Raw genomic sequence first — 20,781 nt, 5'->3', positions numbered from 1 at the left:
CTCACACCACCCTCCAATGAGGACGGTCCGGCACCCGGTCACAGGTAGACCTTGCGCTGATAGACCGCGTGCGCGCCGGCCACCCGGTCCAGGAAGAGTAGCCCCGCGCAGTGGTCGATCTCGTGCTGCAACGCCCGAGCCTCGAAGCCGTCGGTCACCAGCCGGACCGGCTCGCCGCTGCCCGGCAGGTCACCCTCCACCACCAGCCGGCTGGCCCGCTTCACGTCCCCGGTCAGGTCCGGCACCGACATGCAGCCTTCCCGGCCCGGCTTCCACCGCGTCGCCTCGACCACGCGCGCGTTGCACAACACGAAGGTGCCGTGAACCGTCACCGCCTTCGGGTGCCCGGTCACGTCGACGGCGAACACTCGCGCACCCACCCCGACCTGCGGCGCGGCCAGCCCGACGCAGCCCGGTGACACCTTCATAGTGGCTATCAGGTCGGCCGCGAGTTGGACCGTCTCCTTCGCCCTGGGGTCGACCTCCTCCGCGGCCCGACTCAGCACCGGATGCGGGGCGGACACCACCGCCCGTACCTCGCCCGGCACGTCCAGCGACTCCGGTGTCCAGTCCCCCAGGCCGACCTCCGGCCCGCGCTCCCCGCCGGTCACAACAGGTCCGGATCCGCTGGCCGGAGGGTGACCTCCACGCCCAGCTCGGCAGCCGTCCGGTGCAGCCGGTCGAGCACAGCGTCAGCCACACCGGCCGGCAACTCGACCTCCGCCAGGACCACGTAGAGGGCACCGGTCAACCGGGTACTCAGGTCGGTGACATTTCCCCCGGCATCCACCAGCACCCGCGTCATCGCCGCGACGATCCCCATCCGGTCCGAACCGTGCACCGCCATCACGTACGGCTCACCCACCGGAGGCACATCGCCGTCCGGGGTGACGGCGCGTACCGTCGCCAGCAGCTGACCCTCGGCGGCCAGCGACGCCAGCGCGGCCTCGACCTCGGCGGCCGCCGGGCCGGTGCAGATGAGGGTCATCGCGAAATGCCCCCGCAGCCGCGTCATCGTGCTGTCGGTGAGGTTCGCGCCCAGTCGGGCCAGCACCTCCGCGACGTCGGCCACGATGCCCGGCCGGTCCCGACCGATGACGGTGATCGCGAGCTCGTTCATCCGCGCATTCTCCCCCGTCCGCCGAACGAGGACGTGGCACCCCGCCCGAGCCGCCCACCCAACGGGAACGCCGGGCGTGACATCATCGACGACGCCATGACTCAACCCGACTTCGCCTCCCTGGTCAGCCGGTGGTTCCAGCAGCACGCCCGTGACCTGCCGTGGCGCGAGCCCGGCGTCACCCCGTGGGCGATCCTGGTCAGCGAGGTCATGCTCCAGCAGACACCAGTGGTCCGGGTGGTGCCGGCCTGGCAGGCGTGGCTGGCCCGCTGGCCGGAGCCGGCCGCGTTGGCGGCGGACACCCCAGCCGAGGCGATCCGGATGTGGGGACGCCTCGGCTACCCCCGTCGGGCGGTCCGGCTACGCGAATGCGCGGTCGCGATCGTCGACCGGCACGGCGGCCAGGTGCCGGACCGGCTGGAGCAGCTGCTCGCACTGCCCGGCGTCGGCACGTACACCGCCCGGGCGGTGGCCGCCTTCGCCTACGGGCAGCGGCACCCGGTCGTCGACACCAACGTACGCCGGGTCGTGTGCCGGGCGGTGGCCGGCGAACCGGACGCCGGGCCCGTCACCCGACCAGCGGACCTCGTCGCCACCGAAGAACTGCTTCCGACCGAACCGGCCGCAGCGGCACTGGCCAGCGCAGCGTTCATGGAACTCGGCGCGGTGATCTGCACAGCCCGGTCACCGCGCTGCACCGCCTGCCCCGTCGAGTCCGTCTGCGCCTGGCGTGCGTCCGGCCAGGAGGCGCCGGCCGGGCCGACCCGCCGACCCCAGCGGTACGCGGGCACCGACCGACAGGTCCGCGGTCTGTTGCTCGGAGTGCTCCGGGACAGCACCGGGCCGGTCCCGCACCAGCGCTTGGACCAGGTCTGGACCGACGACGTGCAACGCGCCCGCGCCCTTGCCGGGCTGGTGCAGGACGGGCTGGTCGAACCCGCCGGCACCGACTCCTTCCGCCTGGTCGGTGACGGCCCGTCCCTCCCAACCGCGGACCTCACCACCTGACCCGCCCACCCGTTGCGCCGGCCCCACAGGCCGGCATCCGCACGCCCGCACGCTGCTACGTCCGCGCGCCCTCCGCACGCCCGCACGCCCGCGCCGCCGCCGCACGCCTGCGCCGCCGCCGCACGTCTGCGCGCCGCGCACCGGCCCCACGCCGAACGCCCGAACGCGGCGCGCGAAGGCCGGCAATCGGCGCTTTCCACCTCAAGATCGTGCTCGATCCTGGATGTAGTGGTGTCGGGCGGGCCGGATGCCACTACATCCAAGATGTTGCGCGATTTGCGGCCGAGGCCTCCACGGGGAGCGAGGCCGCCGGCAAGCTCACCACCCTGCCCCACAACATCAGGGAAAGTGCTGTCTCCGGACGCCGCGAGGCAGCACTTTCCCTGATGTTGTGGGGATCTTGCCGCGCACGCAGCGTGAGAGCGCCCGCATGCGGGTGGGGTGCGTCGGGCAAGTGCGACGCAGGGGCTGGCCGGGAGGGCACGAGCCGGGGCGGCGGCGGGGTGATGTGAGGGGGACGCAGAAAGGCGGGGCCCCGGTGGCTTGCGCCACCGGGGCCCCGCCCCTTGCTGGTTCTGTTACTCGTCCACGCCTGCGGCGGCGGTGCCAGCGGCAGTGCCACCGAGATCGGCCGGGACGGCGTCCGGAACTTCGACCGGCTTGTCCGAGCCCCGGAATACGAGCTTGGACTTGTCGATGTCGTCCGGGTCGCCCTCGCAGTCCACCACGACGATCTGACCCGGGGTCAGCTCGTTGAACAGGATCCGCTCGGAGAGGTTGTCCTCGATGTCGCGCTGGATCGTGCGACGAAGCGGACGGGCACCGAGCACCGGGTCGAAGCCCTTCGCGGCCAGGTACTTCTTGGCGTTGTCGGTCAGCTCCAGACCCATGTCCTTGTTCCGCAGCTGGCCCTCGATCCGCTGGATCATGATGTCCACGATCGAGAGGATCTCGGTCTGGCGCAGCTGGTGGAAGACGATGGTGTCGTCGATCCGGTTGAGGAACTCAGGCCGGAAGTGCTGCTTGAGCTCGTCGTTGACCTTCTGCTTCATCCGGTCGTAGTTGGACTCGGAGTCCTCCGACTGCTGGAAGCCCAGCGACACCGCCTTGGCGACATCACGGGTGCCCAGGTTGGTGGTCAGGATGATGACCGTGTTCTTGAAGTCCACGATCCGACCCTGACCGTCGGTGAGCCGACCGTCTTCGAGGATCTGCAGGAGCGTGTTGAACACGTCCGGGTGGGCCTTCTCGATCTCGTCGAAGAGGACCACCGAGAACGGCCGACGCCGCACCTTCTCGGTCAGCTGCCCGCCCTCGTCGTAGCCGACGTAGCCGGGAGGGGCACCCACGAGCCGGGAGACCGTGTAACGGTCGTGGAACTCGGACATGTCCAGCTGGATGAGGGCGTCCTCGCTGCCGAAGAGGAACTCGGCGAGCGCCTTGGACAGCTCGGTCTTACCGACACCGGACGGGCCGGCGAAGATGAACGAGCCCGACGGGCGCTTCGGGTCCTTCAGGCCGGCCCGGGTACGCCGGATCGCCTTCGAGACCGCCTTGACCGCGTCCTCCTGGCCGATGACGCGCTTGTGCAGCTCGTCCTCCATGCGCAGCAGGCGCGAGGTCTCCTCCTCGGTCAGCTTGTAGACCGGGATGCCGGTCCAGTTGCCGAGCACCTCGGCGATCTGCTCGTCGTCAACCTCGCTGACGACGTCCAGGTCACCGGCCTTCCACTCCTTCTCCCGCTGAGCCTTCTGGCCGAGGAGCTGCTTCTCCTTGTCGCGCAGCTGGGCGGCGCGCTCGAAGTCCTGCGCGTCGATCGCCGACTCCTTGTCGCGACGCACCTGGGCGATGCGCTCGTCGAAGTCACGCAGGTCTGGCGGCGCGGTCATCCGACGGATCCGCATCCGGGCACCGGCCTCGTCGATCAGGTCGATCGCCTTGTCCGGGAGGAAGCGGTCGGAGATGTACCGGTCGGCCAGGGTCGCGGCAGCCACGAGAGCAGCGTCGGTGATGCTCACGCGGTGGTGAGCCTCGTAGCGGTCCCGCAGGCCCTTGAGGATCTCGATGGTGTGGGCCAGCGACGGCTCACCCACCTGGATCGGCTGGAAGCGGCGCTCGAGAGCGGCGTCCTTCTCCAGGTGCTTGCGGTACTCGTCGAGCGTGGTGGCACCGATGGTCTGCAGCTCACCACGGGCCAGCATCGGCTTGAGGATGCTCGCGGCGTCGATCGCGCCCTCGGCGGCACCCGCACCCACCAGGGTGTGGATCTCGTCGATGAACAGGATGATGTCGCCGCGGGTGCGGATCTCCTTGAGCACCTTCTTGAGGCGCTCCTCGAAGTCACCGCGGTAGCGGGAACCGGCGACGAGCGCGCCCAGGTCGAGCGTGTAGAGCTGCTTGTCCTTGAGGGTCTCGGGCACCTCGCCCTTGATGATCTTCTGGGACAGGCCCTCCACCACGGCGGTCTTGCCGACGCCGGGCTCACCGATCAGGACCGGGTTGTTCTTGGTACGGCGGGAGAGCACCTGCATGACCCGCTCGATTTCCTTCTCGCGCCCGATGACCGGGTCGAGCTTGCCCTCGCGGGCGGCCTGAGTCAGGTTGCGGCCGAACTGGTCCAGCACCAGGCTGGTCGACGGCGCGGCCTCACCCGGCGCGGCGCCCGCCGCAGCAGGCTCCTTGCCCTGGTAGCCGGAGAGCAGCTGGATCACCTGCTGGCGGACCCGGTTGAGGTCGGCGCCGAGCTTGACCAGCACCTGGGCGGCGACGCCCTCGCCCTCACGGATCAGCCCGAGCAGGATGTGCTCAGTGCCGATGTAGTTGTGGCCGAGCTGCAGCGCCTCGCGCAGCGACAGCTCCAGCACCTTCTTGGCCCGCGGCGTGAACGGGATGTGCCCGCTCGGCGCCTGCTGGCCCTGGCCGATGATCTCCTCGACCTGCTGACGGACGCCCTCCAGGGAGATGCCGAGGCTCTCCAGGGCCTTTGCCGCGACGCCTTCACCTTCGTGGATCAGGCCCAGCAGGATGTGTTCCGTACCGATGTAGTTGTGGTTGAGCATCCGGGCCTCTTCTTGGGCCAGGACGACAACCCGTCGCGCTCGGTCGGTGAACCGCTCGAACATGCCCTCGTGCTCCTCACGTGCCGTGCGCCTTGATGGTCAAGATCTTGGCGGGGCCGGTGCACGAACGTCCAGGACGGGCGTCCGTGCCTCCTTACTCTATCGTCGCTGACCGACTCAGCTGAGGTCGTGTGTCTCTGCTCTGGGTCGGTTGCACGTCGTTTTGAACAACCGTCCGCGCTCAGGAGGTGTTCCGGTAGCCCTGTCGCTACGCGCAGAGCGAAATCCGACTGGCTCGACGGAAGCCCCATCCGGGGGTCCGGAAGCGCTCCGGGAGCCCTGGAGGGCGGACCGGCGGTCGCGACGAGTGCCGCGCCCGGGCCCTGGGGGAGGTTGTCCACAGGCTGTGGATAGCTGTTCCACTGGTTGTGGACAACGCCGGTGGGCCCGGAATGCTTCCCGGCCCCGAACGGGCACGACGACGCCGCCCGAACGGGGCACGGCGAGGCCTCCCGGATACGGCGACGCCGGCCCGGAGAACTCCTCCGGCCCGGCGTCGGTGTCGCCTGCGGTGACGGCTGGCCACCAAGCTGCTGACGGATCAGCGCTTCGCGTGGAACTCGTCCACGATCTCCTGCGGGATTCGACCCCGGTCCGAGATGTCCTTGCCGGCCTTCTTGGCCCACTCCCGGATCGCCTTGTTCTGTTCCCGATCGGCGGTCGCGCCACCTCGACCGCGGGCAGCCCGCCCACCGATCACGACACCGCCCCGGCCGACCTTGGTGCCGGCACCCACGTACGACGCAAATGCATCGCGCAATTTCGCGGCGTTGGCGCTCGACAGGTCGATCTCGTACTGAACGCCGTCGAGGGCGAACTTGACGGTCTCGTCCGCGTCCCCGCCGTCCAGGTCATCGACCAGCTTGTGAATGATCTGCTTGGCCACGTCCCACATTCCTTTCGAGCAGGGTGCTCCTGCTAACGAGAGCACAATAACCCGCGCGCCGCTCGTCGCGTCAATAGGATCCGGTTACGGCTCGGCGTACGCCCGGAGGGGACTACTCCTGGCGGACCAACGGGAAGAGGATCGTTTCCCGAATTCCGAGGCCGGTCAGGGCCATCAAGAGCCGATCGATTCCCATTCCCATACCGCCGGCCGGCGGCATTCCATACTCCATCGCCCGAAGAAAGTCCTCGTCGAGACGCATCGCCTCGTCGTCGCCACGCGCGGCCAACTGCGCCTGGGCGACCAGCCGTTCCCGCTGCACGATCGGGTCGACCAGCTCGGAGTACGCCGTGCCCAGCTCGAAGCCGAGCACGTAGAGGTCCCACTTCTCGGCCAGCCCCGGCTCGCTGCGGTGGGCCCGGGTGAGCGGGCTGGTCTCCTCCGGGTAGTCCCGTACGAAGGTGGGTGCCTCCAGGCCGGGAACGACCAGTTCCTCGAACAACTCCTCGGCCAGCTTGCCCGGGCCCCACTTCGGGTCCACTGCCAATCCGACCTTGTCCGCGTACTCCACCAGGCGGGTGCGTTCGGTGCGGACCGTGACCTCCTCGCCCAGCGCTTCGGAAAGCACACCGAACAACGTCACGGACCGCCACTCGCCGCCCAGGTCGAACTCGCGCCCGTCGGCGTGGGTCACCACCGGCGAGCCGCTCACCGCGATCGCCGCCTGTTGCACGAGATTGCGGGTCAACTCGGCCATCGTGTCGTAGTCGCCGTACGCCTGGTACGTCTCCAGCATCGCGAACTCCGGCGAGTGCGAAGAGTCGACACCCTCATTACGGAAGTTGCGGTTGATCTCGAAGACGCGGTCGACGCCGCCGACCACAGCGCGCTTGAGAAACAGTTCCGGAGCGATTCGCAGATACAGATCGGTGTTCAACGCATTGCTGTGGGTCACGAACGGTCGAGCCGCCGCGCCGCCATGCAGCAGTTGCAACATCGGCGTTTCCACCTCGATGAAGCCCTGCCCGTGCAGTGAATCCCGCAGACTGCGTACCGCGGCGGCCCGCGTGCGCACCATCTCCCGTGCCTGTGGCCGGACAATCAGGTCGACGTAACGCTGCCGGACGCGCGCCTCCTCGGAGAGGGGCTTGTGGGCCACCGGCAACGGTCGCAGCGCCTTGGCCGTCATCTCCCATTGCTGGGCCAGCACCGACAGCTCACCCCGACGGCTGGTGATCACCTCACCGGTGACGCCGACGTGGTCGCCGAGGTCGACGAGGCGCTTCCACGCCTCCAGCCGCTCCGGCCCGACCCGGTCCAGGGAGAGCATCGCCTGCAACTCGGTGCCGTCGCCGTCCCGCAGGGTCGCGAAGCAGAGCTTGCCCGTGTTGCGTACGAAGATCACCCGGCCGGTGACCGCGACCTGGTCGCCGGTCGCGGTGTCGGTGGGCAGGTCGGCGTAGGCCGCCCGGACCTGCGCCAGGGTGGTGGTGCGGGGAAAGCCGACCGGGTAGGGCTCGACGCCCTCGGCGAGCATCCGGTCCCGCTTCTCCCGGCGGACCTTCATCTGCTCGGGAAGGTCATCGGCGGGGTCCACTGGCACGGGGTTCTGCTCGGTCACGGCACGCTTCCTCGTCACGGAGATACAGGGGTCAGGCCCGAGCGTACTCAAGCGGTCCGGAGGGCGTTACGGGATAACCTGCCCGTCATGGTCGATCACACTCACGCCCTGTCTTTCGGTGCCGCCGCGAGTGATTACGACCGGTTTCGACCACGTTATCCCGAGGCTGCGGTCCTCTGGGCACTCGACGGGCTGAGCGAAGCCCGGGTGGTCGATCTCGCGGCGGGTACCGGCATCCTGACCCGTGCCGTACTGGCTCTGGGCCACGAGGTCGTACCGGTCGAGCCCGATCCGGGGATGCGTGTGCAACTCGCCGCCAGCACCCCGGACACGACGGCACTGGCGGGCAGCGCCGAGTCCATGCCGCTGCCCGGCTCGGCGGTGGACGCGGTGCTGGTCGGGACGGCGTACCACTGGTTCGACCGGGGGCCCGCGCACAGCGAGATCGCCCGGGTGCTCCGCCCCGGCGGCACCTTCGCCCCCATCTGGAACATCCGGGACGGCAGCGTCGACTGGGTGGCCGAGCTGGGTCGCATCGCCCACTTCGGTGACAAGTCGACCAGCCAGGTCTTCGGCGAACGCCCCGACTTCGGCCCCGCGTTCGACGCCGTCGAGAAGCGCGAGTTCACGCACCGCACCACCCTCACGCCGGACGAGCTGCTCGGCATGGTCCGCACCCGCTCGTACTGGCTCACCGCCTCCACCGACGATCAGCGGCGGGTCGAGCGGGAACTGACCGAACTCCTGAACACCCACCCCGCCCTGACTGGTCGGGACACCATCGAGCTGCCGTACCGAACGCTGGTGCTGCGCGCCCGGCGGCGCTGACGCCCGCACGGGGCCGGCGCCCGACGGCGGCCGGGTCACAGGTTGCGGTCGTAGACCATCCGCAGGCCGATCAGCGTGATCATCGGCTCGTGGTGGGTGATGCTGCGGCACTCGTTGATCACCAGGGAGGCGAGGCCGCCGGTGGCGATCACCGCCCGCACCTCGCCCAACTCCTCGGTCATCCGCTCGACGATCCGGTCCACCTGCCCGGCGAAGCCGAAGTACAGGCCGGCCTGGAGGCACTCCACGGTGTTCTTGCCGATCACCGAGCGGGGCTTGGTGGCCTCGACCTTGCGTAGCTGCGCGGCCCGGGCGGCCAGCGCGTCGAAGGAGATCTCGATGCCCGGGGCGAACGCGCCGCCGAGGAACTCACCGCGCTCGCTGATCACGTCGAAGTTGGTGGTGGTGCCGAAGTCCACGACGATCGACGGACCGCCGTAGAGGGTGTACGCGGCCAGGGTGTTCACCACCCGGTCGGCGCCGACCTCCTTCGGGTTGTCGATCGCCAACTGCACCCCGGTCCGCACGCCCGGCTCGACCACGACGCTCGGCAGGTCGGCGTAGTAACGACTGAGCATGGTGCGCAGCGACCGCAGCGCGGCCGGCACCGTGGAGCAGGCGGCCACACCGGTGATCTCGACGTTGTCCCCGGCGAGCAGACCCCGGAACATCAGGCCCAGCTCGTCCGCCGTCGAGCGGGCATCGGTCTTGATCCGCCAGGAGTGCACCAGCTTGTCGCCGTCGAAGGTCGCCAGCACGGTGTTGGTGTTTCCGATGTCGATGCAGAGCAGCACGCACGCAGCCTAGACAACTACTCCGTGCGCAGGTCCAGCGCGATGTCCAGGATCGGCGACGAGTGCGTCAGCGCGCCCACCGAGAGGAAGTCCACGCCGGTGGCCGCGTACCGGCCGGCCACCTCAAGGGTCAGCCCGCCGGTCGCCTCCAGCTCCGCCCGGTCACCCACCGCGGCCACCGCCTCGGCCAGCACCTCCGGCGACATGTTGTCGCAGAGCAGGAAGTCCGCCCCGGCCTCCACCGCCTCCACCGCCTCGTCGACTCCTGTCACCTCGACCTGCACCGGCACCTCCGGGAACGCCTCCCGGACCCGCCGATAGGCCGCAGTGATGCTCCCGGCCGCCAGCTTGTGGTTGTCCTTGATCATGGCCACGTCGTAGAGGCCCATCCGCTTGTTGGTGCCGCCGCCGACCCGCACCGCGTACTTCTCCAGCGCCCGCAGGCCCGGCGTCGTCTTGCGGGTGTCCAGCACCATCGCCTTCGAGCCGGCCAGCGCGTCCGCCCAGGCGCGGGTGTGGGTGGCAACCCCGGACATCCGGCAGAGCAGGTTGAGTGCCGTCCGCTCGGCCGTCAGCAGCAGCCGGGTCGGGCCGGTCACCGTCGCCAGCACGTCGCCGCGGGCCACCCGCTCGCCGTCGCGGGCCAGCACCGACACCTCGACGGTACGACCGAAGCCAGTCACCTCGCCCACCAGCTCGAACACGGCGGCGGCCACCGCCATCCCGGCCAACACCCCGTCCGCACGGGCCACCAGGTCGGCGGTGTCGGTCTGTTCCGCCGGAATGGTGGCCACGCTTGTGACGTCCAGGAAATCCGGGCCGAGATCCTCGACCAGCGCGCCCTCGATCACCTGCCGTACGTGCGCCGGCTCCAACCCAGCCGCCCGCAACGCCGTCTCCGTCGACTCGATCACGAGTTTCCCTCCCACTGTTGCGTCACCCGGCCCTGCGCCCCGACGGCCCCGACCAGATGGCCCAGCCACCGTTCGTCGGCCGTCGGGAAGTCCTCCCGCCAGTGGCAGCCCCGGGTCTCACCACGGGCGTACGCGGCGGCAACCAGCGTCGACGCCACGGTGAGCAGGTTCGTCGCCTCCCAGTCGGCGGTCCGCGGCCGGCCCCGGGCAACGCCCAGCTCGGTCAACGTCCCGGCCGTCCCGGCCAGCGTCGCCGCGGATCGGAGCACCCCGGCCCCCCGGGTCATCGCCCGTTGCAGGGTCGGCGTCACCTCCGCGGGCAGCACCCAGCCCGTCCCGCCACGCCAGGCGCCGGTCTCCGCCGGCTGGGCCTGCTCGGGCAGGCCGGCCGCGATGTCCTCGGCGATCCGCCGGGAGAAGACCAGACCCTCCAGCAGCGAGTTGCTGGCCAGCCGGTTCGCGCCGTGCACACCCGTGCAGGCCACCTCGCCGCAGGCGTACAGGCCGGGGATGGAGGTGCGGCCGCGCAGATCGGTGCGGACCCCGCCGGAGGCGTAGTGGGCGGCCGGCGCCACCGGGATCAGATCGGTCGCCGGGTCCACGCCGATCGCCAGACAGGACGCCACGATGGTGGGGAACCGACCGGCCAGGAAGTCGCCGCCCAGGTGCCGTGCGTCGAGGAAGACGTGGTCCGCGCCGGTGGCCAGCAGCACCCGGTGGATGCCCTTGGCCACCACGTCCCGGGGTGCCAGCTCGGCCAACTCGTGCTGGCCCACCATGAACCTCTTGCCGTCCGCGTCCACCAGGTACGCGCCCTCGCCGCGCAACGCCTCCGAGACCAGCGGCTGCTGCGCGTGCCCCGCCCCGGGCACCCCCGCGCCGACCGGGGTGATCAGGGCGGTCGGGTGGAACTGGACGAACTCCACGTCGGTCACCGCCGCCCCGGCCCGCAGCGCCAACGCCACCCCGTCCCCGGTGGAGACCGCCGGGTTGGTGGTGGCCGAGAAGATCTGCCCCATGCCGCCGGTGGCGAGCACCACGGCACGGGCCAGCAGCGCGCCGACGCCGTCCTCGCTGCCCTCACCCAACACGTGCAGGGTGATCCCGCAAGCCGCCCCGAGCCCGTCCGGGCCGTCGCCGGGCGCGCGCAGGAGATCCAGCACGAGGGCATGCTCGACCAGCCGGATCCACGGGTCGCGCTGCACCGCGGCGTGCAGGGCCCGCTGCACCTCCGCGCCGGTGGCGTCGCCGCCAGCGTGCACGATCCGGTCCGCCCGGTGCCCGCCCTCGCGGGTCAGCATCAGCGAGCCGTCCGGGTGACGATCGAACTCGGCGCCGATCCGGATCAGCTCACGGAGCCGGGTCGGGCCCTCCTCGACCAGCACCCGGACCGCCGCCGGGTCGCACAGCCCGACCCCGGCGACCTCGGTGTCCCGGGCATGCGCCGCCGGGGTGTCGGCCGGGTCGAGCACGGCGGCGATTCCGCCCTGCGCCCACCGGGTCGATCCGTCGTCAATGTTGACCTTGGTGACCACCGTGACGTGCAGACCGGCCTCACGCAGGTGCAGCGCCGCGGTCAACCCGGCCACGCCGGAACCCACGACGATCACGTCGGTGGTCTCCACCCAGCCGGGCGCGGGCGCGGCCAGCAGCGCGGGCAGGGTAGGCAGGTCGACGGTCGGGAGGTCCATCCCCCCAGTCAACCCGAACCGTCCTCGCCCGGGGCGGCGGGGGCGCGACGAGTGTTTTGGGCGACCCCGTCCGGCGCGCGCCGCGACGCGTCGACCGTCGGGCCGTGGTCACTTCGTCCGGACCGGTAGACCAGCCTGGCCCGCGCCCTTCAGCGAGGCGGTCACCGTACGGTCGCTGAGCCACAGATAGCAGCGGACGCCCCGATCACCGACCTTCCAGCGCCCCGCCCCCGGCGGACGGACCACCACACCGCTGCGGAAGCGCAGCTTGGCATCGTCCGGTACGCCCGCGTACCGGGCCAGGACGCTGCGACAACCTGTGTAGAGCGGCAGCCAGTCGGCGTCCCGGGTCGGGTACGCCAGGTCCGGTGCGCGCCACACCCCGACGAACTCGGCGTCGTGCTGTTTGCCGCACTCCACCGGGGTCAGCGTCTGCACACCCCGGCCAACGCCACCGCGAGTCTGCTGGCAACCGAGGCGCAGCCCGGTGGGCCTTTTCAACGCGTCCCGCAGACTGCCCGACCGGACCACCACTGTGGCCGCCGCCTCGACAGTGGTCAGCTCGGTAAGGTCGCAGCGGAACCACCGGGAACCCGCCGCCCACCCCGGCCCGTTGGGCAGCGCCACGGACAGCCGCAGCCGGCCGGACCGCCAGTCGTCACCCACGTAGCCGGTCGCCCGGGTGTCGCATTCGGCGAACGCGCCACGCAGCTCGGCCGAACCACCCGCCGGAGCGGCCGTCCGCTCGGCCGGAAAGGCCCCGACGTGCACGGTCTCCAGGCGGTGCGGCCCGGCGCAGTCCACCGGCTCATAGCTGGCCAGGCTGACCAGATCGGTGAAGTCGGCGGCGTGACACACACCGGCGGCCGGGGTGAACGCCGACGGCGCCGGCAACGCCGCCCAGTCGTCGGTCAGATCACCGTCCAGGCCGCCGGACCCGGCACAGCCCACCAGCAGCACTGCCGTCACGGCAGCGGCGAACAGGGTCGTCATGGCACGGCTCATCGCGGCCTCCCCCAGCCACCGACCGGCTTCCGCCAGCGTGCCCAGGGTAACCGGAAATGACCTTCTGGTGACAGACCGGAATCGCGGTACGGGGGATCAGACTCCGGACACGGCCAACGGGCTGGGCACCGGGTTCCCGGCAGTGCCGGGTGCCGCCGCAGCCGGGTCGGCACCCAACTCGATCACCCGGTTGTCGGCGTCGACGTGCACGACCCGTGGCCGGTACGACCGCGCCTCGGCGTCGTCCATCTGCCCGTACGAGATCAGGATGACCAGGTCACCGGGGTGCACCAGGTGCGCGGCGGCGCCGTTGATGCCGATCACGCCGCTGCCCCGCTCGCCCGGGATCACGTACGTCTCCAACCGGGCGCCATTGGTGATGTCCACGATCGCCACCTGCTCGCCGGGGAGCAGGTCGGCGGCGTCGAGCAGATCCTCGTCCACCGTCACCGAACCGACGTAGTGCAGGTCGGCCTGGGTCACCGTGGCTCGGTGGATCTTCGACTTGAGCATGGTCCGCAACATCGGAGTGGCCTTTCGCGGTATCGGTGGAGGGTGGTACGGCCGGGTCAGGGACGCGGGGCGAGGTGGATCGCCGCGTTGTCGATCAACCGGGTGGCGCCCACCCAGGCGGCGATCACCAGTCGAGCCGGCCCGGCCACCGGCCCCGGTTCCAACTCGGGATCGGTGAGCACCAGGTAGTCGAGGCGGGCACCGGGCGTACCGGCGCCGAACGCGGCGTGCGCGGCGGTCAGCACCGCCCCCGCGTCCAGGCCGTCATCGGCGGCTTGCGCGCCGGCCCGCAGCGCGGCGGACAGACTCAGCGCGGCGACCCGCTCCGGCTCGCTCAGGTAACGGTTGCGGCTGGAGAGGGCCAGCCCATCCGGCTCCCGGACGGTCGGCACGCCGACCACCTCGACCGGCACGTCCAGGTCGCGGGTCATCCGCCGGACGAGGGTGAGCTGCTGGTAATCCTTCTCGCCGAAGAACGCCAGGTCCGGCTGGGTGAGCTGGAGCAGCTTCAGCACCACGGTGAGTACGCCGTGGAAGAAGCCGGGGCGGCTCGCCCCCTCCAGCTCGGCGCCGAGCGGGCCCGGATCGAGGCGTACGCGGGGCTGACCGTCCGGGTACATGTCCGTCACCGACGGGGCGAAGACCAGATCGGCGCCCGCCCGCTGGCACACCTCCAGATCGGCGTCGAGGGTGCGCGGGTAGCGGTCGAAGTCCTCGTTCGGCCCGAACTGCAACGGGTTCACGAAGACCGTGACCAGCACGTGGTCGGCCTGTTCCCGGGCCGCGCGCAGCAGCGTCTCGTGCCCGGAGTGCAGCGCGCCCATGGTCATCACCACCCCGACCGTGCCCTTCAGCCCGGCCCGGGCCTCGGCCAACTCGGCGCGCGTGTGCACCACCTGCGTCATGCGGCCACCTCCCGACCGCTGTCGGCCAGCACGCCGAGCAGCGACTGTGCGTCCACCGGCCGCAGTCGGCCGGCCGCGATCGCCCGGTCGGCGGTACGACGGGCCAGCGCCAGGTACGCGGGGACGGACTCCGGTGCGGTGGCCGCCAACCGGGCCAGGTGCCGCTGCACGGTGCCCGCGTCGCCGCGGGAGACCGGGCCGGTCAACGCGTCGTCGCCGAGCCGCAGCGCGTTCTCCAGGGCGGCCCGCAGCAGCGGGGCGAGCACCTTCTCCGGCCGAGACACCCCGGCGTCCCGCAACCGGTCGGTCGCCTCGTTGACCAGGGTCACCAGGTGGTTCGCGCCGTGGGCCAGCGCGGCGTGGTAGAGCGGACGATCCGACTCGGCCACCCACTCGGGCACGCCACCGAGGTCGGCGACCAGCCGGGCAGCCAGCGGGCGCAACTCCGCCGGGGCGGTCACCCCGTACGAGATGCCGTCCAGCCGGGCCAGGTCGTCCGGCGTACCGGTGAAGGTCATCGCGGGGTGCAGTGCGAGCGGCCGGGCGCCGACCGCGACGGCCGGCTCCAGCACGGCCAGGCCGTGGGCTCCCGAGGTGTGCGCGACGATCTGGCCCGGATGCAGCGCGCCCTGCTCGGCGAGGTCAGTCACCACACCGGCCAGCCTGTCGTCCGGTACCGCGATCAGCAGCAGGTCGGCGGCGGCGTGGGCCACGGCGGCGACCGGGCGGCGGGGCACCTCGGGCAACAGCAGGGCGAGGCGGGCGCGGCTGGCTCCGGAGCTGCCGGAGACGGCGACCACCCGGTGCCCGGCGGCGGCGAGCGCGGCGCCCAGCACGGCGCCGACCCGACCGGCGCCAACGACACCGACGGTGAGCAGACGGGAGGTGGCGCGGGCGCCGGGAACGGCGCTATCCCACGAGGCGGCGGGCCCGGATGGGCCGGCCGGACGCGGGCGCAACGGTGCGCTCATGACGACGATCCAGTCCTCGAGAAGGGGTACCGGTCGATCGCAAGTATGCGCCCGGGCTACCGAACCCGGACAAGCATGTGTGAAAACCTTCACCACCGATGAGACGCCCCGTCCGCGCGCCGGGCCACGCCCCGCCGATCTTGCAGTTCCGGTCGCCGTGATGCGTGAAATGTCCCTTACGTCGCGACAGTAACTGCAAGATCGGCGGGCTGGACAGCGGGTGCGGGGATCACGAGCCGCCTCGTACCCGGTGACCGTAGGGTCGGCACGGTGACCCACGCGCAACGCGGAACGCACTGATGCCGATCTTGTGGCGGGACGCCATGGCCAGCGCCCTCTACGGGCCGGGCGGCTTCTTCGTCGCCGGCGCCGGGCCGGCCGACCACTTCCGCACCAGCGTGCACGCCTCTCCGGCCTTCGCCACCGCCCTGCTGCGCCTTGTCACGGAGGTGGACGCCGCCCTCGGCCACCCTGACCGACTCGATGTTGTCGACGTGGGCGCTGGGCGTGGGGAACTGCTCCACGCTCTGCTGGCGTCCGTTGGGGTTGCGGTGGGGGTTTCCGGGGAGCCCACCCGCTCCGGGCGGTCAGGCTTGATCCCTGCGCGGGCGGGCTCCCCGGAAACCCTGACTCCCGCGGCCTCCGTTCGTTTCTTGCGGGATGAGCCGTCGTCCGGCACGGTCGGACCGTCGCTCGCGGACCGCGTGCGCTTCACCGCAGTCGAGTACGCCCACCGCCCCGAGGACCTACCCGAAGAGATCAACTGGACGTCCGAGATCCCCGGCGGAATCACCGGAGTGCTGCTGGCCACCGAGTGGCTGGACAACGTCCCGCTGGACGTCGCGGTGCGCACCGAAGACGGCTGGCGATACCTGCTGGTCGACCCCGCCACCGGTGCCGAATCAGTCGGTGAGCCGGTCAGCCCCGATGATCTCGACTGGCTCACCAACTGGTGGCCCAGCCCCGAAACCCCCAACAGCAACCACCGAGCCGAGATCGGCCGGACGAGAGACGAAGCCTGGGCGCAGGCGGTAGGGAAGATCAGCCAAGGCCTCGCAGTAGCCGTCGACTACGGGCACCTGCGGGAAACCAGGCCGGTCGACGGGACGTTGACCGGGTACCGGGGTGGGCGGCAGGTCCCTCCGGTGCCCGACGGGTCGAGTGATGTCACAGCGCACGTGGCCATGGACTCGGTCGCCTCCGCTGGTGCGGCGGTCGCCCGGTGCGCGTACTCCCTGGTCTTGCAGCGGGAGGCGCTGCGGGCACTCGGGGCCGACGGCGGGCGACCGCCGCTCAGCCTGGCCGGCACCGACCCGGTCGGCTACGTGCGGGCGCTGGCCGCCGCGTCGGCGGTGGCCGAGCTGACCGACCCGGCCGGGCTCGGCGGGCACTGGTGGTTGCGCCAGCCGGTCGGCATCCCGCTCGGGCCGGTCGTGGCACGATGACGGGCATGACCACCGACGCCGGGGACCTCCGTGAACTGACCGTCGGCACCGGGGCCGGGCTGATCGCCGGCACCGGTGATCAGCAGCTCGGCACCGACATGGTGCTGAACATCGGCCCGCAGCACCCCTCCACCCATGGTGTGCTGCGGTTGAAGCTGGTGCTCGACGGCGAGCGGGTGGTCGCCTGCGAACCGATCGTCGGTTACATGCACCGGGGCGCGGAGAAGCTCTTCGAGGTGCGCGACTACCGGCAGATCATCGTGCTGGCCAACCGGCATGACTGGCTCTCGGCGTTCTCCAACGAGCTGGGCGTGGTGCTCGCTGTGGAACGCCTCATGGGCATGGAGGTGCCGGAGCGGGCCACCTGGCTGCGGATGGCCCTGGCGGAGCTGAACCGGGTGCTCAACCACCTGATGTTCCTCGGCTCGTACCCGTTGGAGATCGGGGCGATCACGCCGATCTTCTACGCCTTCCGGGAACGCGAGACCATCCAGGCGGTGATGGAGGAGGTCTCCGGCGGCCGGATCCACTACATGTTCAACCGGGTCGGTGGCCTCAAGGAAGAGGTGCCGTACGGGTGGACCGGGCGGGCCCGCGCGGCGATCGGCGAGGTACGACGCCGGTTGCCCGACCTGGACCACCTGATCCGGCGTAACGAGATCTTCCTGGCCCGCACCGTCGGCGTGGGCGTGCTGTCCGCCGCGGACGCCGCCGCGTTCGGCGCGTCCGGCCCGGTGGCCCGGGCCTCGGGGCTCGACCTGGACCTGCGCCGCGACGACCCCTACCTGGCCTACGACGAGCTGGACGTTCCGGTGGTCACCAAGACCGCCGGCGACTGCCACGCCCGTTTCGAGGTGCTGCTCGACCAGGTGTACGCGTCACTGGACCTTGCCGAGCAGTGCCTCGACCGGGTGGACCAGCTGACCGGGCCGATCAACACCCGGCTGCCGAAGGTGCTCAAGGCGCCGGAGGGGCACACGTACGCCTGGACGGAGAATCCGCTCGGCATCAACGGCTACTACCTGGTGTCGCGGGGCGAGAAGACGCCGTGGCGGTTGAAGCTGCGCACCGCCTCGTACGCGAACGTGCAGGCGTTGGCCACGCTGCTCCCCGGCTGCCTGGTCCCTGATCTGATCGCGATCCTCGGCTCGATGTTCTTCGTGGTCGGCGACATCGACAAGTGACCCGAGCCGCCTGACCGGTCACCGCCAGCGGTCGGTGGGTGGCGCGCCGCCGGCACGCGGCACGTCGTCCTGCGGCGGGTAGCCGTAGCGCTCGTCGACCCGTCGCCGCCCGGTCCGTTCCGGCGCGGGTTCCGCCTGGTGCCCGCGTTGGCGCGGTGGGCGCCACTCGTCCGGCACCGGCACACCGCCCACCGGCAGCGCGGGCCTTCCCGGCTCGGCCCGCCGACCACCGTCGTGGCGGCGCGGTTCTTCATACCGGCCGGCGTCCTCGTAGCGGGCGGCGTCCTCGTGACGGCGCGGCTCCTCGTAGCGGGCGGCGTCCTCGTGACGGCGCGGCTCCTCGTGGCGGACGGCGGCCCAGCGGTCGGCCACCCGGTACTCGGTGCCGGTGGCGTCGGCGTGCACCTCGGCCCGACGTTCGCCCACCCGCAACTCGCGACCGTTCTCGTCGTCGCGGACAGCGGCCCACCGGTCACCGGCCCGCAGCTGCGACCAGTACTCGCCGGTGTCGTCGGCCCGCAGCGGCGGCCCGGGCTGCGGTGCCGGGGCGCCCGCCCGGTCGCGCTGCTCCGACCAGCCCCGATCGTCCGGGCTGTCCCAGGATTCCGCCGCCGGCCTCTCCGGGGTGCGGTGTGACCGGGCCGCCGGAGAGGGCTCGTCGGGCTGGGCGTACGCGTCGCGCCGATCCGTCCACTCCGGTTCGTCGCGGCGGCCCGTCCAGCTCGGCTCGTCGCCGTACCCGGCTCTGGGGTGCTGCTCCGGCTCGCTCCTCGCCCGGCCGGACGGGCGAGGGGGCTGATCGGCGTCGCCGCCCCGGGTCCACTCCTGCGCGGGTGGGGTCCACTGACCGGCGTACCCACCGCCGTAGCGCCCCGCCGGCTCGGCCGGGCCGCCGTCCACCACTGTGTGCCGGGTGGTGACGTGCACGGTCTCGGTGTGTCGGACCACGCCACCCGGCCGGTGCGCCGCCTCGGGGCGGTCGTGCTCCCGGGGGCGAGCTGAGCCGTACGCGGTGGCGGCCGGCCGTTCCCCGCCGTACATCCCGGCGGTGGCTGGCGGCTCGGGGGCCTCCCGGGCGTACGCCGGCTCGTCGTCGTCCGGGTGCTCGGGGCGCCCCCACCGGGGCGCGTCGTCGGGGCCGGACACCCGGGCGCGGCCGGCCGGCGCGTCGCCCCGGTTACGGGCCACCGGCGTGTCGTCCACCGGCGGCTCGACGGCCACCCGGGCCCGGCCGGCGCCTGCCGGTTCGACGGTGGAGGCGGCACCGGCGAGGGCGGCACCGCTGGTGTCGAGACGGCGGCGCACCGCGGCGATCCCCTCCTGGGCCCGTTGCGCCTGGTCGAGCGCCTGGTTGCCGCGCTGGGCGGCGGCCACGATCTCGCTGCGCAGCTCCCGGCGCAGCTCCTCGATCTCGTTCAGCAACTCGTCGGCGCGCACCGAGTCGCCCTCGCCGTCGGACCGCAACGCGATGGAGAGGCCGATCAGCACCACCGCGAGGATGGCGAGCACCGCGGCGAAGCGCAGCGGGCCGTTGCCGTCGGCCACCAGCAGGATCAGCGCCGCCACCGGCGCGAGAGCGACGCCCGCCCAGAAGAGCATGGTCAGCAGCGATGGTTGACGCCGGGCTTCAGAGGTGGCCGGGGCTGGCATGGATGTGCAGCCTACCCACGTTGACCATTGGAGGGAACGGGGTCCCCGGGACGCACGGACGCCCCCGCCCGGTCGGGGCGAGGGCGTCCTCAGCTCGTGCGGAAATGGCTCAGCTGGTGGCGAAGGCGCCATCCGAGGAGAAGATCAGACCCACGCTGATCGAACCGTCGCGCAGCCCGCTCTTGGTCAGCGGCCCACCCTGGTCCAGCGACGAGAACTTGCCGAACGACAGCCCGTACGTCTTCTCCAGGCCCGGCTTGCAGAACGGACGCTGCTCGCACTCCGGCGGGCCGCCCAGCACTGTCGCGCTGCCGGAGCACTTCGCGGCCAACTCGGAGAGGGTCCGCACGCCGTGCTTGTCGGCGAAGGCCTGGGTCACCGCGAAGGCGTTCTGGTCCTGTGCGGCGGCCGGGGTGCCGAAGGTGATGCCGGCCTTGTCGCCCTCGGCCTTGAGCGCGGTAACCGTGGTGTTGATGTCGGGCGAGGAGATCGGCGGCGGAGTGCCGCCCTTGGCCTTGGTGTTGAGGAACTCGGCCATGGTGGCCGCGTACTCCGGGACGACCTGGATCTCGCCCTTCTCCAGGGCCGGCGCGTAGAGCTCCCGGTTGCCGATCTGCTGCACCTTGACCTGGTAGCCGGCGGCGGAGAGCGCGATCCGGTACAGCTCGCCCAGGATCTGACTTTCGGCGAAGTTGCCGGCGCCCACCGTGATGTCGCCGCCCGGGCCCTTGGCGATGCCCGCGGTGAGGTTGTTCGCGCTGGCGAACTCCTCGGCCGCCACCTTGGGGGTCTTGCGGTCCTCGTTGACGGCCTTGTTGAGCTGGATCAGCTTCGGGGTGTCGAGCGCGGCGGAGACCTTGTCCAGTGCGGCGATCAGCTGCGGGTTGGCCGCCTTGCTGTTGACCGCGGGGATGACGTTGTCGGAGTTCTGGAGCTTCTTGTCGTCCTGCAGAGCGATGAGCTGCTGGCCGGCGACCGGGGCGCACCCGGCGCCGGAGGCGCTGGTCTGGGGTGCGTCGGTGCCGGACGAGCCGGCGTCACCGCAACCGGTGAGGAGTGCCGCCCCGGCGACGGCGCTGACCGCCCCGATCGCCAGACGTGTACGTGCGCGCATGTGCCCGCCTTCC

At 71.5% G+C, this 20,781-nt stretch carries 18 protein-coding genes; 4 read left to right on the top strand and 14 right to left on the bottom strand.

The annotated features are described in order from the left end of the window. Positions 1–38 precede the first annotated feature (38 nt). Positions 39–611, bottom strand: coding sequence for a peptide deformylase (locus FB453_RS11750; protein ID WP_145789812.1), 573 nt, complete (start codon positions 609–611; stop codon positions 39–41). Further along, on the bottom strand, positions 608–1,120 hold the full coding sequence (locus tag FB453_RS11745) for a glycine cleavage system transcriptional repressor (protein ID WP_112588162.1): 513 nt from the start codon (positions 1,118–1,120) through the stop codon (positions 608–610). The genes FB453_RS11750 and FB453_RS11745 overlap by 4 nt, the downstream gene beginning before the upstream one ends. Positions 1,121–1,216: 96 nt before the next feature. Between FB453_RS11745 and FB453_RS11740 the strand changes: the two genes are divergently transcribed. Then, a complete protein-coding gene (locus FB453_RS11740; protein ID WP_124854981.1) occupies positions 1,217–2,128 on the top strand; it encodes an HhH-GPD family protein in 912 nt (303 codons plus the stop codon). A gap of 578 nt (positions 2,129–2,706) precedes the next feature. Here FB453_RS11740 and FB453_RS11735 read toward each other — a convergent pair. The 3 genes from FB453_RS11735 to lysS all read right to left on the bottom strand — a co-directional run bounded on the left by FB453_RS11735 (position 2,707) and on the right by lysS (position 7,754). Beyond that, positions 2,707–5,250, bottom strand: a complete 2,544-nt coding sequence (locus FB453_RS11735; protein ID WP_030327930.1) for an ATP-dependent Clp protease ATP-binding subunit — start codon at positions 5,248–5,250, stop codon at positions 2,707–2,709. A gap of 538 nt (positions 5,251–5,788) precedes the next feature. Continuing rightward, entirely contained in the window at positions 5,789–6,133 is a 345-nt protein-coding gene (locus FB453_RS11730; RefSeq protein ID WP_036392792.1) for a histone-like nucleoid-structuring protein Lsr2, read from the bottom strand. Positions 6,134–6,245: 112 nt separating this feature from the next. Beyond that, positions 6,246–7,754: a lysine--tRNA ligase gene (gene lysS / locus FB453_RS11725; RefSeq protein WP_112733703.1), complete on the bottom strand. Its 1,509-nt coding sequence runs from the start codon at positions 7,752–7,754 to the stop codon at positions 6,246–6,248. Between the two features lie 87 nt (positions 7,755–7,841). On the opposite strand from lysS, the gene FB453_RS11720 reads away from it, so the two are divergent. Continuing rightward, positions 7,842–8,582 (top strand): class I SAM-dependent methyltransferase, encoded by a 741-nt coding sequence (locus FB453_RS11720; RefSeq protein ID WP_145789809.1) that lies wholly within the window; start codon positions 7,842–7,844, stop codon positions 8,580–8,582. Positions 8,583–8,617: 35 nt separating this feature from the next. On the opposite strand, the gene FB453_RS11715 is transcribed toward FB453_RS11720, so the two are convergent. The 7 genes from FB453_RS11715 to FB453_RS11685 form a co-directional block, all read right to left on the bottom strand. Then, positions 8,618–9,376 (bottom strand): type III pantothenate kinase, encoded by a 759-nt coding sequence (locus FB453_RS11715; RefSeq protein ID WP_091403191.1) that lies wholly within the window; start codon positions 9,374–9,376, stop codon positions 8,618–8,620. 17 nt (positions 9,377–9,393) lie between these two features. Then, positions 9,394–10,290: a carboxylating nicotinate-nucleotide diphosphorylase gene (nadC, locus tag FB453_RS11710; RefSeq protein WP_145789807.1), complete on the bottom strand. Its 897-nt coding sequence runs from the start codon at positions 10,288–10,290 to the stop codon at positions 9,394–9,396. After that, positions 10,287–11,981 carry an L-aspartate oxidase gene (locus FB453_RS11705; protein WP_145789805.1) on the bottom strand — a complete coding sequence of 565 codons (1,695 nt, stop codon included), beginning with the start codon at positions 11,979–11,981 and terminating at the stop codon, positions 10,287–10,289. The genes nadC and FB453_RS11705 overlap by 4 nt, the downstream gene beginning before the upstream one ends. A gap of 108 nt (positions 11,982–12,089) precedes the next feature. Then, positions 12,090–12,986 carry a septum formation family protein gene (locus tag FB453_RS11700; protein WP_145789803.1) on the bottom strand — a complete coding sequence of 299 codons (897 nt, stop codon included), beginning with the start codon at positions 12,984–12,986 and terminating at the stop codon, positions 12,090–12,092. A 96-nt stretch (positions 12,987–13,082) separates the two neighbouring features. Beyond that, the gene (gene panD, locus FB453_RS11695) at positions 13,083–13,511 is read right to left on the bottom strand and encodes an aspartate 1-decarboxylase (RefSeq protein ID WP_030327945.1); all 429 of its coding nucleotides are present in this window, start codon (positions 13,509–13,511) and stop codon (positions 13,083–13,085) included. A 44-nt stretch (positions 13,512–13,555) separates the two neighbouring features. Next, positions 13,556–14,404 (bottom strand): pantoate--beta-alanine ligase, encoded by an 849-nt coding sequence (gene panC / locus FB453_RS11690; RefSeq protein WP_145789800.1) that lies wholly within the window; start codon positions 14,402–14,404, stop codon positions 13,556–13,558. Next, on the bottom strand, positions 14,401–15,375 hold the full coding sequence (locus FB453_RS11685; RefSeq protein ID WP_112700377.1) for a Rossmann-like and DUF2520 domain-containing protein: 975 nt from the start codon (positions 15,373–15,375) through the stop codon (positions 14,401–14,403). Before FB453_RS11685 ends, panC begins: the two co-directional genes overlap by 4 nt. 299 nt (positions 15,376–15,674) lie before the next feature. Between FB453_RS11685 and FB453_RS11680 the strand changes: the two genes are divergently transcribed. Together FB453_RS11680 and FB453_RS11675 are read left to right on the top strand one after the other, a co-directional pair. Next, positions 15,675–16,820 (top strand): SAM-dependent methyltransferase, encoded by a 1,146-nt coding sequence (locus FB453_RS11680; protein ID WP_145789798.1) that lies wholly within the window; start codon positions 15,675–15,677, stop codon positions 16,818–16,820. Beyond that, positions 16,817–18,004 (top strand): NADH-quinone oxidoreductase subunit D, encoded by a 1,188-nt coding sequence (locus FB453_RS11675; protein WP_181518448.1) that lies wholly within the window; start codon positions 16,817–16,819, stop codon positions 18,002–18,004. The genes FB453_RS11680 and FB453_RS11675 overlap by 4 nt, the downstream gene beginning before the upstream one ends. Positions 18,005–18,022: 18 nt before the next feature. Here FB453_RS11675 and FB453_RS11670 read toward each other — a convergent pair whose 3' ends face one another. Next, a complete protein-coding gene (locus tag FB453_RS11670; RefSeq protein ID WP_186718225.1) occupies positions 18,023–19,654 on the bottom strand; it encodes a hypothetical protein in 1,632 nt (543 codons plus the stop codon). Between the two features lie 109 nt (positions 19,655–19,763). Beyond that, the gene (locus FB453_RS11665) at positions 19,764–20,768 is read right to left on the bottom strand and encodes a glycine betaine ABC transporter substrate-binding protein (RefSeq protein ID WP_145789796.1); all 1,005 of its coding nucleotides are present in this window, start codon (positions 20,766–20,768) and stop codon (positions 19,764–19,766) included. Positions 20,769–20,781: the final 13 nt, after the last annotated feature.

It is taken from the genome of Micromonospora sp. CNZ322, assembly GCF_007827755.1.
Note: the sequence above shows the minus strand (reverse complement) of the source record. Positions and strands in the feature narration are given on the sequence as shown.